Annotated in this window: 14 protein-coding genes and 1 pseudogene; 14 read left to right on the top strand and 1 reads right to left on the bottom strand. The window is 59.7% G+C overall.

From position 1 onward, the window contains the following. The 13 genes from QZ571_RS17130 to QZ571_RS17070 form a co-directional block, all read left to right on the top strand. A partial coding sequence (locus QZ571_RS17130) for a phosphatidate cytidylyltransferase (protein ID WP_366929966.1) occupies nucleotides 1–783 on the top strand: 783 nt, incomplete at its 5' end. 3 nt (nucleotides 784–786) lie between these two features. Beyond that, nucleotides 787–1,965: a 1-deoxy-D-xylulose-5-phosphate reductoisomerase gene (gene dxr / locus QZ571_RS17125; RefSeq protein ID WP_295537241.1), complete on the top strand. Its 1,179-nt coding sequence runs from the start codon at nucleotides 787–789 to the stop codon at nucleotides 1,963–1,965. Nucleotides 1,966–1,968: 3 nt separating this feature from the next. After that, nucleotides 1,969–3,312: an RIP metalloprotease RseP gene (gene rseP, locus QZ571_RS17120; protein ID WP_295537240.1), complete on the top strand. Its 1,344-nt coding sequence runs from the start codon at nucleotides 1,969–1,971 to the stop codon at nucleotides 3,310–3,312. Between the two features lie 110 nt (nucleotides 3,313–3,422). Then, nucleotides 3,423–3,596, top strand: coding sequence for a hypothetical protein (locus QZ571_RS17115; protein WP_295537239.1), 174 nt, complete (start codon nucleotides 3,423–3,425; stop codon nucleotides 3,594–3,596). Between the two features lie 230 nt (nucleotides 3,597–3,826). Continuing rightward, on the top strand, nucleotides 3,827–6,064 hold the full coding sequence (gene bamA / locus QZ571_RS17110; protein ID WP_295537237.1) for an outer membrane protein assembly factor BamA: 2,238 nt from the start codon (nucleotides 3,827–3,829) through the stop codon (nucleotides 6,062–6,064). A 13-nt stretch (nucleotides 6,065–6,077) separates the two neighbouring features. Continuing rightward, complete coding sequence (locus tag QZ571_RS17105; protein ID WP_295537235.1) at nucleotides 6,078–6,857, top strand: OmpH family outer membrane protein; 780 nt, start codon at nucleotides 6,078–6,080, stop codon at nucleotides 6,855–6,857. Nucleotides 6,858–6,958: 101 nt separating this feature from the next. Then, nucleotides 6,959–7,420, top strand: coding sequence for a 3-hydroxyacyl-ACP dehydratase FabZ (fabZ, locus tag QZ571_RS17100; protein ID WP_295537233.1), 462 nt, complete (start codon nucleotides 6,959–6,961; stop codon nucleotides 7,418–7,420). Between the two features lie 5 nt (nucleotides 7,421–7,425). Beyond that, nucleotides 7,426–8,223 (top strand): acyl-ACP--UDP-N-acetylglucosamine O-acyltransferase, encoded by a 798-nt coding sequence (lpxA, locus tag QZ571_RS17095; protein ID WP_295537231.1) that lies wholly within the window; start codon nucleotides 7,426–7,428, stop codon nucleotides 8,221–8,223. Next, nucleotides 8,220–9,038, top strand: a complete 819-nt coding sequence (gene lpxI, locus QZ571_RS17090) for a UDP-2,3-diacylglucosamine diphosphatase LpxI (protein ID WP_295537229.1) — start codon at nucleotides 8,220–8,222, stop codon at nucleotides 9,036–9,038. The genes lpxA and lpxI overlap by 4 nt, the downstream gene beginning before the upstream one ends. Beyond that, nucleotides 9,035–10,189 (top strand): lipid-A-disaccharide synthase, encoded by a 1,155-nt coding sequence (gene lpxB, locus QZ571_RS17085; RefSeq protein ID WP_295537227.1) that lies wholly within the window; start codon nucleotides 9,035–9,037, stop codon nucleotides 10,187–10,189. The genes lpxI and lpxB overlap by 4 nt, the downstream gene beginning before the upstream one ends. A gap of 99 nt (nucleotides 10,190–10,288) precedes the next feature. Next, complete coding sequence (locus QZ571_RS17080) at nucleotides 10,289–11,584, top strand: APC family permease (protein ID WP_295537225.1); 1,296 nt, start codon at nucleotides 10,289–10,291, stop codon at nucleotides 11,582–11,584. Nucleotides 11,585–11,792: 208 nt separating this feature from the next. Further along, the gene (locus QZ571_RS17075; RefSeq protein ID WP_295537224.1) at nucleotides 11,793–13,505 is read left to right on the top strand and encodes a tetrathionate reductase family octaheme c-type cytochrome; all 1,713 of its coding nucleotides are present in this window, start codon (nucleotides 11,793–11,795) and stop codon (nucleotides 13,503–13,505) included. Next, entirely contained in the window at nucleotides 13,498–14,145 is a 648-nt protein-coding gene (locus QZ571_RS17070) for a cytochrome b/b6 domain-containing protein (RefSeq protein ID WP_295537223.1), read from the top strand. The genes QZ571_RS17075 and QZ571_RS17070 overlap by 8 nt, the downstream gene beginning before the upstream one ends. Nucleotides 14,146–14,406: 261 nt before the next feature. On the opposite strand, the gene QZ571_RS17065 is transcribed toward QZ571_RS17070, so the two are convergent. Beyond that, the gene (locus tag QZ571_RS17065; protein ID WP_295537222.1) at nucleotides 14,407–14,961 is read right to left on the bottom strand and encodes a DUF882 domain-containing protein; all 555 of its coding nucleotides are present in this window, start codon (nucleotides 14,959–14,961) and stop codon (nucleotides 14,407–14,409) included. Nucleotides 14,962–15,274: 313 nt separating this feature from the next. Here QZ571_RS17065 and QZ571_RS17060 point away from each other — a divergent pair. Continuing rightward, nucleotides 15,275–15,865: pseudogene (locus tag QZ571_RS17060) on the top strand (murein L,D-transpeptidase); the annotation flags it as partial.

Here is a 15,865-nt window from a genome sequence, read left to right as displayed (position 1 = left end):
CGGGGAGCCGAATGGGGCGTGCGGGCGCGGCGTTTTGCGTCAAGGTTGGCATTGGTCGGGGTGGGTGTTTTCGCGGTTTGGTGGGGCGGGCCGGTCTTGGCAGGGCTGGCCGTCGTGGTCGGCGCGCTGATGATCTGGGAAGTGATGATGATGCTCGCGCCCAATCGCGCGGGCAATGCGGTCGGGTTGGCGCTTGTTGCGGCGGCAGTGCTGGTGGCGGTGCTCTGGCTGCACAGCCCGTTTGCGCTGCTCTATCTGCTGATCGTGCCGATCCTTGCGCTTGCCTATGCACGCGGGCGGCGTCTGGTTGGCGCGGCCTATGCGTTTGCGATCATGCTGACAGGTTATGGTCTGGTGGCGCTGCGCGAGGGGGCAGGGCTTAGCGTGATCTTCTGGATCGTCGTTGTGGTGGTTGTCTCTGATATTGCTGGATATTTCGTGGGTCGCCTGATGGGTGGTCCGAAATTCTGGCCCAAGATTTCGCCGAAGAAAACATGGTCAGGCACCGTGGCGGGCTGGGTTGGGGCCGCCCTTGTCGGGGTGGTTTTCGTGCAGTTCGGGGCCGCGACCTCGCTGATCTGGATTTCACCGCTTCTGGCGTTTGCCGGGCAGATGGGGGACATCGTGGAAAGCGCACTCAAACGCGCGGTCGGGGTCAAGGATAGCTCTGCGCTGATCCCCGGCCATGGCGGCGTGCTGGATCGTTTTGACGCGCTGACGGGGGCGGTGGTTTTTCTTATCTTGTTGTCGCAAGTGATGCCGCTGCCGCTCACGGAAGGCTAAGCGATGCGCAGAATTTCGATATTCGGGGCGACGGGTTCTATTGGTGAAAGCACGTTTGATTTGCTGATGCGCCAAGGTGGGCCAGAGGCGTTTCACACGGTCGCGCTAACGGGCGGGCGCAGTATCAAGCGGTTGGCCGAGATGGCGCGTGCGCTGCGGGCCGAGATCGCCGTGACCGCCTATGAGGATTGCTACGCCGATCTGGTTGAGGCGCTTGGCGGCAGCGGTATCGCTGTGGCCGCAGGCCCCGCAGCACTAATCGAAGCCGCTCACCGCCCCGCCGATTGGGTGATGTCGGCGATTGTGGGCGCGGCGGGTCTTGCGCCGGGCTTTGCGGCGCTGTCTCAGGGGCGCACGCTGGCGCTGGCCAATAAGGAATCGTTGGTCACCGCCGGCCCGCTACTGCTGGGCGAGGCGCGCGCGCATGGCGCCACGATCCTGCCCGTGGATAGCGAACATTCCGCAATCTTTCAGGGCCTCGTGGGCGAGGATATGGCGGCGGTCGAGCGCATCATCATCACGGCCTCAGGCGGCGCATTTCGCGACTGGCCGATGGAAAAACTGGCCGCGGCGACGGTCGCGCAGGCCTCATCCCACCCCAATTGGGACATGGGTCAGCGCATCACGATCGATTCCGCGTCGATGTTTAATAAGGCCTTGGAAGTCATTGAGGCTAAAGAATTTTTCGCCATATCGCCTGAGCGAATTGAGGTTGTCGTGCATCCGCAATCCATCGTGCATGCGTTGGTGGGGTTTAATGATGGCGGGCTGATGGCGCATATGGGCGTGCCCGACATGCGCCACGCGATTGGCTATGCGCTCAACTGGCCGGCGCGGCATGAACTGCCGGTGGAACGGCTCGATCTGGCCAAAATCGGCCAGCTTGATTTTCGCGCCCCCGATCCGCTGCGCTACCCGGCCTTGCGTCTTGCGCGCGAGGTGATGGAGATCGGCGGGATGGCGGGGGCGGCTTTCAACGCGGCCAAAGAGACCGCGCTGGATCAGTTTATCGCGGGCCGGATCGGCTTTCTCGATATGGCGGGTCTGGTCGAGGATGTTTTGACGGACATGAGCGCGCGGCAGGGCCTTGGAAATGCCGCGATGAGCCTAGATAACGTGCTGCACACCGATACCGAAGCGCGCAGGCTGGCCCTCGCGCTCTGTGATCAAAAAAGGATTTGAGTTTTGGATCTTCTGCCCCAGTTCGGCAATCTGCTCTATACCGTTGTCGCGTTTGTCGTAGCGCTTTCGATCATCGTGGCGGTTCATGAGTTTGGCCATTACATCGTCGGGCGCTGGTCGGGCATCAAGGCTGAGGTGTTTTCCTTGGGCTTTGGCCCCAAGCTGCTGAGCCGGGTGGATAAACATGGCACGCGCTGGCAGATCGCGGCTATCCCGCTGGGCGGGTATGTGAAATTCCTTGGCGATGCGAATGCGGCCTCGGCGGGCGCCGATGAAGAAGAGATGGCGCAGCTCAGTGATGCCGAGCGACGCCACACCATGCATGGCGCCCCGCTTTGGGCGCGCGCAGCGACAGTGGTAGCGGGCCCGGTGTTCAACTTTATCCTGTCGATTGCCATCATTTCGGGGCTTACAATGTGGTCAGGGCAGGCGACAGATACGCCTGATATCGACACTATCGTGGCCCTGCCCCAAGGGGCGGTTGGGTTGCAGCATGGCGACAAGATCGTGGCCGTGAATGGGATCAAAATTTCGGATTACGCCGCCTTGAACGGTGCGATTGATCAGATGCCTGCCGGGCCGACAGTGCCCTACACGGTTGAACGCGCAGGAAAAACGCTGGATGTGACGGGACCGCAGCTGTTTCCGGCACGCTTTGCCGGGATCGCGCCAAACTCTGCCGCTTATGATGCGGGACTGCAGGGCGGTGATGTGATCACGGCAATTGACGGCACTCCGATCTGGCGGTTTGCGGATTTGCAAGACGCGGTGAAGGCGGGCGATGGGGCGCCGATGGTGCTGTCGATCTGGCGCTCTGAAAACGGCGGCGCGCCCAAGGTGTTTGACGTCACGCTTGTGCCGCGCCGCACCGATATTCCCAATGGCAAAGGCGGGTTTGAAACCCGTCTGTTGATCGGCGCGACGGGCAGCTACATGTTCACCCCGATGACGGTCGCAGTTGGTCCGGTGGACGCGCTGACGGGGGCGGTGAAATCCACCTATGGCATCGTCGCGCAGTCGGTTTCCGGCATCAAGGCGATGATCGCGCAGCAGATTTCCTCGTGTAACCTGTCAGGCGCGCTGCGCATTGCGGAAACCTCGGCTGCGGCGGCCAAATCCGGCCCGCTGGAGTTCATCTGGTTTATCGCGGTGCTCTCCACGGCGGTGGGGTTTCTCAATCTGTTCCCAATTCCGGTTCTGGATGGCGGTCACCTGATGTTTCACGCCTATGAGGCGCTGGCGGGCAAGCCCCCGTCCGAGTGGCTGATGAACGTGTTCATGTCGGTGGGGCTGGCCTTGGTTGCCACGCTGATGCTGTTTGGTCTGTGGAACGATATCACCTGCTAAGGTCCCGCTCGGCACGGCTGCCGCAATTTTGCCCTAATTGGCTCTGAATTGCGCCATTTTCAGGCGATAGATGCTGAAGATGTGGGTTTGTGCCGAAAAAGGATCGCGCTATGGGTATGATGATTGCGGAAAGCTACCGCGGTATGGGCGTGATCTTTGACATCGTCGCGGATCGCCTTTTGGTGCCCGTTGCGGTGATTGTGGCGCTGATGGGGGCGGCTTTGATCGGGGTGCAGCTTCTCGATGTCGTTGGCATTGATCCCGCCCTGCTGCACCGCATCTAAAATAGCATATATCTTTCGATCAGTTGTGGCCCTTGCGTAACCCAACGCAAATAGTTGCGTCATGGGGGGCTGTGCACTTTGACAAGACGGGCCTGCTTCGGTAGTCACTTTACAAAAGAAAAGTGAATACTTGGCGGGAGAGGGCGATGTCGATCGGCTTGCAATCAGTGCTCAGAATCTGTGCGACGCGAAATGCCCTTCGGGCGAGCGTGGTTTTTCCTGCGGTAGCAATGGCTTGCTTGGCTGTGCCCCAGGTAGCCCAAGCGCAGCAATATAGTTTCTCTTCGGTAAAAGTGGTGGGCAACGAGCGTATCGAGCCCGCTACGATTCTGGCATATGCGAGAATCGCTCGTAATCAGGCGGTTTCTGCGGCCGATCTAAATGCTGCCTATCAGCGCATTTCTGGCTCGGGCCTGTTTGAAACTGTGTCGCTGACGCCTCAGGGCCGCACATTGGTTATTCAGGTGCAGGAATATCCCACGATCAGCGTGATCAATTTCGAGGGCAACAAGCGCATCAAGGATGAGCAGCTGGCCTCGATTGTGCAAAGCAAACCGAACCGTGTCTATAAACCCTCAGAAGTTGAGGCGGATGCCCAGCGTCTGGTGCAGGCCTATTCCCAAGATGGCCGGATGGCGGCGCGCGTGACACCCAAGGTGATCCGGCGCTCGAACAATCGCGTCGACATCGCTTTTGAAATCAAAGAGGGCAAGATCACCTCGGTTGAGCGGATCTCGTTTACCGGTAACCGGTCTTATTCGGATCGCCGTTTGCGTCAGGCGCTTGCGACCAAACAAGCTGGCTTGTTCCGCACCTTCGTGAAAAATGACACATTCAACCCTGATCGTGTTCCGCTGGATCAGCAAAAGCTGGTCGACTTCTATCAGTCGCGCGGCTTCAAAGATGTGCAGGTAACGGGTGTGTCCTCGCAGATGACACGCCAGCGTGATGCCTTTTTCATGACGTTCAACGTGATCGAAGGGCAGAAATTCCACTTCAACAAGGTCGATACCGTTTCGGAAATTCCCGAGCTGGATTCTGCGAAATTTGCCAAGCTGGCAAATATCAGCACGGGGCAAACCTATTCGCCCCAAGCGATTGATCTGGTTGTGACGCGGATGGAGCAGCAGGCGATCAAGGACGGCGCGCAATTCGTGCGTGTCGAGCCGCGTATTACCGAAGACCAGCGCACCCAATCTGTCAATGTCACCTTTGCATTGGTGCGCGGGCCGCGCGTTTTCGTGCAGCGCATTGATATTGAAGGCAATACCAGCACGCTGGATCGGGTGGTGCGGCGCGAATTCCGCACGGTTGAGGGCGACCCCTACAACCCGCGCGAAATCAAGAACGCCGCTGATCGCATTCGTGGCACCGGCTATTTCAAGAATGTCGATGTCAACACCAAGCAGGGCTCGTCTCCCGATCAGGTCGTTGTGGGTGTGAACGTCGAAGAGCAGCCCACCGGCTCGCTTGGTTTCGGCGCGTCCTATAGTGCGACGGACGGGGTCGGCGTGAACGCGTCCTTGCAGGAAAACAACTTCCTTGGGCGTGGGCAATACTTGGGCCTATCGCTTGGCACGACGACGGATAACAACTCTTCAAGCCTGCGCTTCGTTGAGCCGCGCTTCTTGGGGCGGAATGTGAAATTCTCGTTCGGGGCGTATTACAACACCTCGAGCAGTGCTTCGAACACCAATTACGACACCAAACGCATGTCGATTTCGCCGGCGTTTGAATTCCCGGTCTCCGAGCGTGGCCGTCTGGAAGTGCGTTATAAGCTTGGTCAAGATGAGCTGAAAAATGTCACGACCGCCTCATCGCCGATTTTGCAGAGCGAGGAAGGCAAGCGGGTCTATTCCGGTCCGGGATATACTTACACGTTCGACACCTCGATTGATCAGATTGACCCGCGCTACAACATGAAGTTCACGGTCTCGCAGGATTTCTGGGGGCTGGGCGGTGATATTACTGGCGGCATCACCTCGGCCAAGATTCAGGGCGAGCGCAAGATCATGAACGAAGAGGTCACGCTGCGCGCCTCGCTTGAGGGCGGCGCGGTTCATGCCTCTGGCGGCACCACGATCCTGCAACGCTATAGTGGCAGCCAGATTCGCGGCTTTGAAAGCTATGGCATCGGCCCGCGTGATACCGCTGCAGCCAACCAGGACGCGCTTGGCGGGAATTTCTACTGGGTCGGCAAAGTCGAGGCACAATTCCCGATCGGCCTGCCCGAAGAATATGGCGTCACCGGTGGTGTGTTCTTCGATGTCGGCTCTGTCTGGGGGCTCGACAATACAGCGGGAGCAGGGACCGTGGATGACTCCATGCATGTGCGCTCTGCCGTTGGGGTGTCGATCTTCTGGGACTCGGCGATTGGTCCGCTGCGCTTGAATTTCTCGAAAACGGTCAAAAAAGAAACCTACGACAAGCCGCAGAATTTCGACCTGACTTTGTCGACGCAATTCTGATTGGTCTGATCGGATGAGAGGTGCGTTTGCTCTGGCTCTGGTGTTGGCGGGTTTCGCCGCGCCGGGGCTTGCGCAACAGGCTCCGTCTGCGTCCCCGGTTCCGCCTGCGGCGCAAACCCCGGTTCTGACGCTGGACTGGGAGCGTTTGTACGACAATTCGCTCTGGGGCAAGCGGGTGGCGCGCGAGATCGAGACCGCGTCAGCCGATCTGCGCACCGAAAACAACCGTATCGCCGCTCAGCTTGAGGCCGAAGAACGCGATCTGACAGATCGCCGCCCCAAGATGGACCCGGCCGCATTTCAAACCGCTGCGGATGCGTTTGACAAACGCGCCACTGCCATTCGCGCCGCGCAAAAGGCCAAGGCGGATGCGATCCAGCAGCAACTCAACAACGAGCGGCAAGGGTTTTTACAAGCTGTAATGCCCAAACTGGACGAGGTTTTGCGCGCGCGCGGTGCCGAGGTGGTTCTGGATTCGCGGGTGATCATTCGCGGCCTCGCGTCGGCGGATGTGACTGCGCAACTGGGCGAACGGATCGATTCCGAGGTCGGCGATGGGGCAGGACAGGTGACCGCCAGCGTTCCCGCGACTGGTACGCAACCCGATAGCAAAAATACGGCACCCGCAGCCCCCGATGCACCCACGGGCAGCACGAATGGGGATGGGGGCGTTTTTGTGGATGACAGCCTCAATTCGAATGCCAAAACGGGTGCTGATCCTGCGCTGAACGGGGGCAGCCCACCCGATCCGACGCCGCCTCTTGGTCTGCCGATGCCCAGGTTGAAGAACTAACCATACCCCGGCAATCCTTGCCAAGTCCCTGATCCGTTGCTAGCAACGACTCAATCGAACGGGCCGCACCAGACGCAGCCTGAGTTGAAGGAGCCTTTTCGATGACCGAACCCGCCCCCTATACCGAAGCTGATCTGGCGCTGATCAAGCGTATCATTCCCCATCGCTACCCGTTCCTGCTGATCGACAAGGTGCGTGACATCGTGCCGATGAAGGGCGCGGTCGGGATCAAGAACGTGACCTGCAACGAACCCCATTTTCAGGGCCATTTCCCCGATATGCCGATCATGCCCGGCGTCACTATCGTCGAGGCGATGGCGCAGACCTCGGCCGTGGTGGTGGGGATTTCGCTCAACGTGGTGGATCGCGACCTGCTGACCTATTTCATGGGCATCGACAAATGCAAATTCCGCCGCAAGGTCGTGCCGGGCGATGTGCTGGAGTTGCATGTGAACGTGAAGCGCGGCGGTGGCAAGATCTGGAAGTTTGAGGGTCGCGCGATGGTCGAAGGAGAGTTGGCCTGCGAAGCCGAGTTCACCGCGATGATGGACTTGCAGGGCTGAGCGGCATGACCATCGACCCAAGCGCGCAGATCCACGCCTCGGCGGTGATCGAAGAGGGCGCCACAATTGGCCCGGACTGCCAGATCGGCCCGTTCTGCGTCATCGGCCCCGAGGTGGTGCTGGGGCGCGGCGTGACGTTGCAGTCCCATGTCGTCATTCAGGGCGCCACGGAAATCGGTGAAGAAACCGAGGTCTTTCCCTTTGCCTCGCTAGGACAGATCCCGCAAGACCTTAAATTCAAAGGCGAAAAGACACGCCTCAAGATCGGGGCACGCAACCGCATCCGCGAATATGTCACGATGAACACCGGCACCGAGGGCGGTGGTGGGCTGACGCAGGTCGGCGATGACTGTCTGTTCATGTCGTCCTGCCATGTCGCGCATGACTGCAAGATCGGGGACCGGGTGATCTTGGTCAATTCGGTCGCCGTCGCAGGTCATTGCGTATTGGAAGATGACGTGATCGTGGGCGGGCTGTCGGGGGTGCATCAATGGGTACGCATCGGGCGCGGCGCGATTATCGGGGCGCTCTCGATGGTGACGGCCGATGTGATCCCGCATGCGCTGGTTGCGGGGCCGCGTGCCACGCTTGAGGGGCTCAATCTGGTGGGGCTCAAGCGCCGTGGCACCTCGCGCGAGGAGCTGTCGGCGCTGCGCGCGACATTTGCCGAGCTGTCCACGGGCAATTTCCGCGACTCTGCGCGCCGTCTGTCTGAGGGCAAGGTCGAGGGCGATTTGGCGCGTGAGGTGATTGATTTCATTCTCGGCCCCTCCGATCGCAGCTTTCTGACGCCGCATAAATGAGCGGGTCCGGGGATATTGCGCTGATCGCGGGACAGGGCGTTTTGCCCGGGCTGATCGCGCGCGCCGCGCCGGGACTGCTGGTCTGTGAGATGGAGGGCACGCCAAGCGAGATCGGCACGCCCGAGACGCTGCGCTTTCGCGTCGAACGTCTGGTGCCGTTTCTCGATACGCTGGCTGATCGCGGGATCAAGCAGGTGGTGTTTGCCGGCGCCTTGCAGCGCCCGCGCGTCGATATGGAGCTGATCGACCCACGCTCGGCCCAGCTTGTGCCGCGCCTCGCGATGGCGATGCAGGGGGGCGATGATGCGACCCTGCGCGCGGTGATCGAGATTTTCGAGGATTGGGATTTTCAGGTCGTGGGCGCGCATGAGATCGCGCCCGATCTGGTTTGCGCCCCCGGCGTGATCTGCGGTGCGCCCAGCGACCGCGACCGCGCCGATATGGCCCGCGCCGCCGCCATCGTCGCCGATCTGGGGCGCGCCGATATTGGTCAGGGCGCGGTTGTGGCAGACGGGTTGTGCTTGGCGGTCGAAACCTTGCCGGGTACCGATGCGATGCTCGATTTCGTGCACCTTCACAAAGGGTTGCGCGACGATCTTAAGTCCGCGTCCGGGGTGTTCTATAAGGCCCCGAAACCGGGTCAGGATCGCCGCGCGGACCTGCCAGTCATCGGTGTGCGTACCGTGCAAAAGGCGGCCGCAGCCGGGCTGTCGGGCATCGCCTTTGAGGCGGGCGGCGTGATGTTGCTGGAACGCGACGCGGTGATAGCCGCTGCGCAGGACGCCGGTCTGTTCCTATGGGCCTGTGCGCCATGAAGCTGTTCGTGATCGCGGGGGAGGCCTCGGGGGACAAGCTTGGCGGGGCACTGATGGAGGGGCTTGCAAAGCTTGCTCCGGGCATCGAATGGCAAGGGATTGGCGGGCCAGAGATGGCCGCGCAAGGGTTGGACAGCCGCATCGCGATGGAAGAACTGTCGGTGATGGGCCTGATGGAGGTGGTGCCGAAATATCGCCACCTGAAACGCCGGATTGCCGAGACCGCGCAGGCGGTGGTGGAGATGCGCCCCGATGCGCTGATCACCATCGACAGCCCCGATTTTTGCCTGCGCGTGGCGCGGCTTGCGCGCGAACAGCACCCTGATCTCAAGGTGGTCCATTATGTTGCGCCCTCAGTCTGGGCGTGGCGTCCGGGGCGTGCGGCTAAGATGGCGCAGGTGGTCGATCATGTGCTGGCAGTGCTGCCCTTTGAGCCGCCCTACATGCAGGCCGCCGGGATGAGCTGCGATTTCGTTGGCCATCCGGTGGTGGCTGAACAGCGCGCCAGCGCCGCCGAGGCCGCGGCCTTTCGCGAGACCCACATGATCGGCCCCGATCAACCCTTGGCGCTGTGTCTGCCCGGTTCGCGCGCGGGCGAGGTCAAGCGGCTGGGCAAGCGATTTGACGAGGCGCTGATGCAGCTGCGCGATCGCGAGCCGGGCTTGCGCGTGGTGCTGCCCACGGTGCGCGGCGTGGCCCCGATGGTGCGCGAAATGTCTGCGCGCTGGCCCATCGCCCCGATCGTGGTCGAACAGCCCGCCGACAAACGCGCGGCCTTTGCCGCAGCCAATGTCGCCCTCGCGGCAAGCGGCACGGTGAGCCTTGAATTGGCCGCCAATCGTGTGCCGATGGTCATTGCCTATGATGCCAGTTTCCTCACATGGCATCTGATCTGGAACCTGATGATGAAGGTGGACACCGTGACGCTGGTCAATCTGGTGTCGGATACGCGCGCGATACCTGAATTTCTGGGGCCCGACTGCAAGCCGCGCGCAATCTCGCGCAAGCTGCTGCAGGTGCTTGAACAAGACGATGCGCGCGCAGAGCAATTTGCGGCGATGGAGTTGACAATGGAGCGCTTGGGCGAGGGCGGAGACCCGCCGGGCCTGCGCGCCGCGCGTTCGGTTCTGGAGTTTCTACAAAAGACGTAAGCGCGTAGTTTCAGGAACATGGCGCGGGGTGTTCGCGTTTCGCGACAAGAGGGCGAGCAATTCCGTCTGCGCCCCATTTTTCAACCAAAGGTGATTGATATGGCCGCAGCGAAACCTCCTCAATTGTCGCTGATCGAAGTCACGTCGCTGGGTGTGGGCACGATGATCGGCGCGGGGATATTTGCGCTGTTTGGCGAGATTTCGACACTTGCGGGCGGGTATGCCTGGGCTGCCTTTCTGGCGGCGGGCGTGATCTCGGGATTGGCGGGCTATTCCTATTTCAGCTTGTCGAAAATTTCGAAGACCAATGGCGGGATCGCGGAATATCTGACGCGGGGCTGGAATGGCGGGCTGACGGGGTCGGTGATTTCGCTGTGCTATTTTCTGTCCATCGCGATCGTGCTGGGATTGGTGGCGAAGTCTTTCGCCCACTACTCGGTGCAGGTGTTCGGACTGAGCAACGCGATGACCGACCCGCTCGCGATTGCGATTATGGTGGTGTTTTTGCTGGTGAATGCCGCGGGTATCAAGTTCATGGGCATCTCAGAGAAGATCCTCGTGATCGCCAAGTTGGTCGTTTTAGTGGGCTTTACCGTCATCGCCTTCACCCATTTCAACGCCTCGGTCTATAGCGGAAATCAGGGCACGGTGGCCTTTGATTTCGGGAAATTCGTCAATGCGGTTGCTCTGGCTAACCTGTCGTTTGCGGGCTTTGCGGTGATTGCCAATGCTGGGGGCAGCGTGCGCGCGGGTGCGGACACGATTGGGCGCGCCATCTTCATTGCGATTGCTGTGGTGGCTTTGGTCTATGTCTCGCTCGATATCGCGGTGTTTGGCTCGATCTCACTGGATACGATCGAGACCGCCAAGAACTACGCCTTGGCCGAGGCTGCACGGCCAGTCTTGGGGCAGGCGGGGTTCGTGGTGCTGGGGCTGACAGCGATCATTTCAACGATGACGAATATCAACGCCAATACCTTTTCGGCTGCCAATACGATTTCCTATATGGGATCGGCCGGGCAGCTCAGCCCCAAACTTTCGAAGCGGCTGTTTTTGCGCCAAGGCAATATCGCGATGATCCTGACCGTGGTGATCGTGATGGCGATGATCTTGACCCTTGATCTGGGCCAGATCGGCGATGTTGCGAGCCTGACCTTCTTGCTGGTGCACAGCTTTATTCCGCTGGGCAATGTGCTCAATCAGCGGCAAAGGACGGGGGCCAATCCGGTGCTGCTGTGGCTGGCGGTGATTGGCAATGGCGGGCTGGGGTTGTTTTTCATCTATCACCTCTTTGGTGGGCATGATCTGGAACTGCTGGTCTTTGCCGGGGTCGTGCTATTTGCGCTGGTGTTTGAGATGATCAATACCCGTATCTTTGGCGCGAAAGCGGCGTGAAGCCGGGTATCTGTCCGCCGCGCAGAGCCCCGTCCAACGGGTGGCGAGAGGGCGTGTTCCTGCACGCGCTCTCACGCTTGTTAAGGCCTTTGTGACAGCAAGCTGCGACAGTTGGTCACGAGAGGTTCACGCATCATAACGTATCCGTGAACGTAGAATTGCGGTAAGTTATGATCTCCAGCCAAAGACCAAACCTATCGGAGAGCTGATGAGACAGACCGCATTGTGTATTACGGCACTCGTCTCGGCCGTAATGATGGGCCAGTTACCTGCGTATGCGCAGCAAGCCGCACCCGAGGAGGAGACACCCGCAATCGGTGCGCAGTCGCGCCCCGCTGGATCGGCCCCCGCCCATATGAGCGACCCGGTTTCCGACAGTACGGCGGATCATTCGAAACTCATGAAGCTCAAGGGGCCTTTTGCCTCGGGTTCTCAGGTGACCGAAGCTTGCCTGTCTTGCCACACTGAGGCGGGCAATCAAGTGATGCATTCGGTGCATTGGAAATGGGAATATCAGAACGAAAAGACCGGGCAATTGCTGGGAAAAGCGCATGAGATGAACGCGTTTTGTGGCAATGTCGCGTCTAATGAGGTGCGCTGTACCTCTTGTCACACCGGCTATGGCTGGACCGATATTCGCGCGCAGATGCCCGATGATCCGACCAAGGTGGATTGTCTGGTCTGTCATGATAAATCGGGCCAATACACCAAGCAAGATAACTTGGCGGGCGAGCCTCCGCTGGAACCCGTCGCGGCGGGCGCGAAAACCATCACCGGCGAGCCCGCCTGGCCCGTTGATCTGGCCGAGGCGGCGCAATCTGTCGGGCCACCTCCGGGGCGCGACAATTGCGGCAATTGCCACTTTTACGGCGGTGGCGGCGATAACGTGAAGCATGGCGATCTGAGTTCGGTGCTGTTCAACCCGCCGCAGGATGTCGATGTGCATATGTCCCCCGATGGCGGCAATTTCGCCTGCGCAACCTGCCATGTTTCGGACAAGCATGTGTTTGAGGGCTCGCGTTATCAAACCGATGTGGTCGATCCCAATCCCGACCGGATGGCCGGAAGCGCCCATGATGCGGCGGCGTGCCAGTCCTGCCACACGGACACCCCGCATAAGGGTCCGAACGCGTTGATCGCAGCCAAGCTGAACGATCACACCGATACGCTGGCTTGCCAGACTTGTCATATCCCCAGCTTTGCGCGCGGTGGCGTCGCGACCAAAACCAAGTGGGACTGGTCGACGGCGGGTAAGCTCAAAGATGGTAAACCCTATTCGGAAGAGAATTACGTTCAATCCGATGGCAAGCATCTGCATACCTATCTGACGATCAAGGGCAATTTCGAATATGGTGAGAATGTCGTGCCGGTCTATGCCTGGTCCAACGGCGTCATGACCTACACGCTGCCCGAGGAGAAAATCGACCCCTCCAAGGTTGTCGAGATCAACAAGATCGGTGGCACGCCGGGAGCTGCGGATAGCCGGATTTTCCCCTTCAAGCGTCTTGATGGCTCGCAAGCCTATGACAAGCAACGCGAAGTCTTGCTCTATAACCATGTCTATGGCCCGGGGGATGGCACGGCGCTGTGGCAATATTACGATTGGAAGAAATCGCTTCAGGCCGGGATGGACTATGTCGGCGCGGAATATTCGGGCGATTTCGGCTTTGTCGATACCTACATGTATTGGCCCATCACCCATATGGTCGCGCCAAAGGAAGACGCCGTGCAATGCGAAAGCTGCCACGCGAAAGATGGCCGGATGGCGAATATCGCAGGGATTTATGTACCCGGCGCGGAGATAAATCTGGGCGGTAAAATTGGCCTAGCGGTCTTTTTGATGGCCTTGCTGGGGGCGCTTGGCCATGGCTTGCTGCGCGTGATCAGCCGCTCCAAAGGAAAAGGGGATCATCATGGCTGAACATTGCGTTAAGGTCTATTCGCGGTTCAACCGGCTGTGGCACTGGTCGCAGGTTGTCTCGATCATGCTGCTGTTCTTCACCGGGGCCCGGTTGTTGGGGCTGCATCAGCTGGGTCCGTTCGGCCTTGCGGTGATGGTGCACACGGTCGTAGCGCTGGCCTTGCTGGTGCTTTGGGTCTTTGCCTCGTTCTGGTTGTTCACTACGGGCGGCTGGCGGCAGTTCGTGCCGCGGCTTTCGGGGATGTGGCAAGTCTCGCGCTTTTACGCCTATGGTGTCTTCAAGGGGGAAAAGCATCCCTATAAGAAAAGCTTTGAACATCGACATAACCCACTTCAGGCTGCCTCTTATTTTGTGCTGAAGATGGCGTTGTTCCCGGCGATCTGGATCTCGGGCTTGGCGTATCTCAGCTATGGCTTTTGGGATCATCTTGATGGCGGGAGCTTTTTCCTCCAGATCATCGCGAACTTCCACGTTCTTGCGGCTTTCGCGATTGCAAGCTTTGTGGTGATCCATGTCTATCTGCTCACCATCGGTGGCTTCCGCCACCATGTGCGCCCGATGGTAACGGGGTATGAGCAGGTCGACCTGACTCCCGAGGCAGAGGCTTATTTCCGTCAAACCGGGCGCGTCATCGACTGACATGGCGGTTTCTGATCCAACGCAAAAGGGCCTCTGGAAACAGGGGCCCTTTTTCATGGTGTGATGTGTGGCTTGGCGTCTGTCGGAGCCTCCGGCGGGAGTATTTCTGGCTAGATGAAATGGAGGAGTGCGGCTTTGTCTGTCGTCAGTGCTACGCCGGTTCAAACGCCGCCTTCTGCTGTAAGTCCGGGCGTGGGCGCAAAGGAAAAAGCGCCGCAGATGCGACGCTATTTTCAGATCAATGCGGCATATTCTAAGGGTTTAGGCGCCCCAGGTGCGCACCGGGCCGCAATCCATATGCACGAAATTCGAGCGCGAATATTTGCCGACGCCGCCCGCGTGGCAGGCAGACGCGGCACGATACATCTGGCTGACCGAACGCGACTTGAGCCGCAGGTCGGTGGCTTGGCCTTGCATATGCAGCGAGTGTTTCGCCACGCCCTTGGAATGCGAACGCAACATCGCGTTGGTCTTGGGCGAGCGGTATCCCGAAAGCAAGAGATAGGGCTCGTTGATATCCATCAGGTTATGCGCTGCGGCTGCGATATCAATCGTGCGCGCGTCGATGGTTTTGAGCTGATTGGTGCGCCAGTCGCGCGCAAAATAGGTCACTTCTTTCAGGGCCTCGGGAATATATTCCCCTTCGATCCAATAAATCGTATCGAGGCTCTCACCGGTGCGCCCGTTATACATTCGAATGCGTCGGATATCGCCGGCACCTTTAAGAAGACCAAATGCGCTGCTCATCGTCGGCGCTGCGGTTACCATGGTCGCAGCGAAAGCGCCCAATAGTCCGCGCCGGGAGATCGTCGTCATGCTCACTGTCCTGTCGTTGCCTGTCCTTCGTTTCCACCCTGTTCGTCGGGTGACTAACGAAAGCTTAAACCCAAACTTCGCCACTGTTATGGCATAGACCGTTGGGGCGATAAAGAATCGAATTGTCGAACACGCGCACGTGACTAAAAATCGGCAGGAACCCGCCTGTTAGCGCCAAGATTCCGGCTGTTGCGCGGGTGCATCTTTCGATTGATACGCGCCGCTTTCGCGCAGTTTTGACAAAGCTTTTCTGGACTCGTCCACCTTAATTTGAAACATCGGTAGTGGGTTTTCTGGTGTTGGGACAAGTTTTATGGGGTTCGGTTTGCGCGGTGTCGCTCTTGCGGCAACAGTCTCGGGGATAGCGTTTGGCGCGCTCGCTCAGGGCACGGCCCAGATCGCGGCCCAAGGAGCAATGTCTCCGATCAGCGGAATTGAACTGAGCGGTTTCACCCAAGCGATCGCCGAAGCGGCTGCCTCTGACCCCGCGCTAGCCGCGTTTTATGCCGCGCGCGATTACCGCCCGATCTGGACCTCCGCTGAAGACGCGCCGCGCCGCGCCGCGCTGTTTTCCGCGCTCGATGTCTCGGGAATGCAGGGCTTGCCGCAGGCGCATTACGATCCCGAAGGGCTGCGTGCGCGGTTTGGCGCAGTGCAATCGGAACGCCAGCGGGGCTTGTTAGAGGTCGCGCTCAGCCGCGTGTTTCTGGACTATGCCCATGATGTTTCCCATGGCGTTCTGGATCCGACCAAAGTGCTGCCCGATATCAAGCGCGAGCCGATGCGCGCCGATCCACAGGCCCGCTTGACGGCCTTTGCCGCGAGCGCCAATCCGGCGCTGTTCCTGCGCGCGCTGACGCCGAAAATGCCGCAATATGCGCAGCTTTTGAAAGACAAGCTCGAC

The sequence above is a fragment of the uncultured Thioclava sp. genome, assembly GCF_913064665.1.
Classification (GTDB): domain Bacteria; phylum Pseudomonadota; class Alphaproteobacteria; order Rhodobacterales; family Rhodobacteraceae; genus Thioclava; species Thioclava arctica.
The sequence above is the reverse complement of the archived record's forward strand: the minus strand, read 5'-3'. Positions and strand labels throughout refer to the sequence as shown.

Excerpts from the sequence above, each read along its gene's own strand:
- dxr (WP_295537241.1), top strand. The coding sequence starts at position 787 with ATGCGCAGAATTTCGATATTCGGGGCGACGGGTTCTATTGGTGAAAGC.
- QZ571_RS17115 (WP_295537239.1), top strand. The coding sequence starts at position 3,423 with ATGGGTATGATGATTGCGGAAAGCTACCGCGGTATGGGCGTGATCTTT.
- bamA (WP_295537237.1), top strand. The coding sequence starts at position 3,827 with ATGGCTTGCTTGGCTGTGCCCCAGGTAGCCCAAGCGCAGCAATATAGT.
- QZ571_RS17105 (WP_295537235.1), top strand. The coding sequence starts at position 6,078 with ATGAGAGGTGCGTTTGCTCTGGCTCTGGTGTTGGCGGGTTTCGCCGCG.
- fabZ (WP_295537233.1), top strand. The coding sequence starts at position 6,959 with ATGACCGAACCCGCCCCCTATACCGAAGCTGATCTGGCGCTGATCAAG.
- lpxA (WP_295537231.1), top strand. The coding sequence starts at position 7,426 with ATGACCATCGACCCAAGCGCGCAGATCCACGCCTCGGCGGTGATCGAA.
- lpxI (WP_295537229.1), top strand. The coding sequence starts at position 8,220 with ATGAGCGGGTCCGGGGATATTGCGCTGATCGCGGGACAGGGCGTTTTG.
- lpxB (WP_295537227.1), top strand. The coding sequence starts at position 9,035 with ATGAAGCTGTTCGTGATCGCGGGGGAGGCCTCGGGGGACAAGCTTGGC.
- QZ571_RS17080 (WP_295537225.1), top strand. The coding sequence starts at position 10,289 with ATGGCCGCAGCGAAACCTCCTCAATTGTCGCTGATCGAAGTCACGTCG.
- QZ571_RS17075 (WP_295537224.1), top strand. The coding sequence starts at position 11,793 with ATGAGACAGACCGCATTGTGTATTACGGCACTCGTCTCGGCCGTAATG.
- QZ571_RS17070 (WP_295537223.1), top strand. The coding sequence starts at position 13,498 with ATGGCTGAACATTGCGTTAAGGTCTATTCGCGGTTCAACCGGCTGTGG.
- QZ571_RS17065 (WP_295537222.1), bottom strand. The coding sequence starts at position 14,961 with ATGACGACGATCTCCCGGCGCGGACTATTGGGCGCTTTCGCTGCGACC.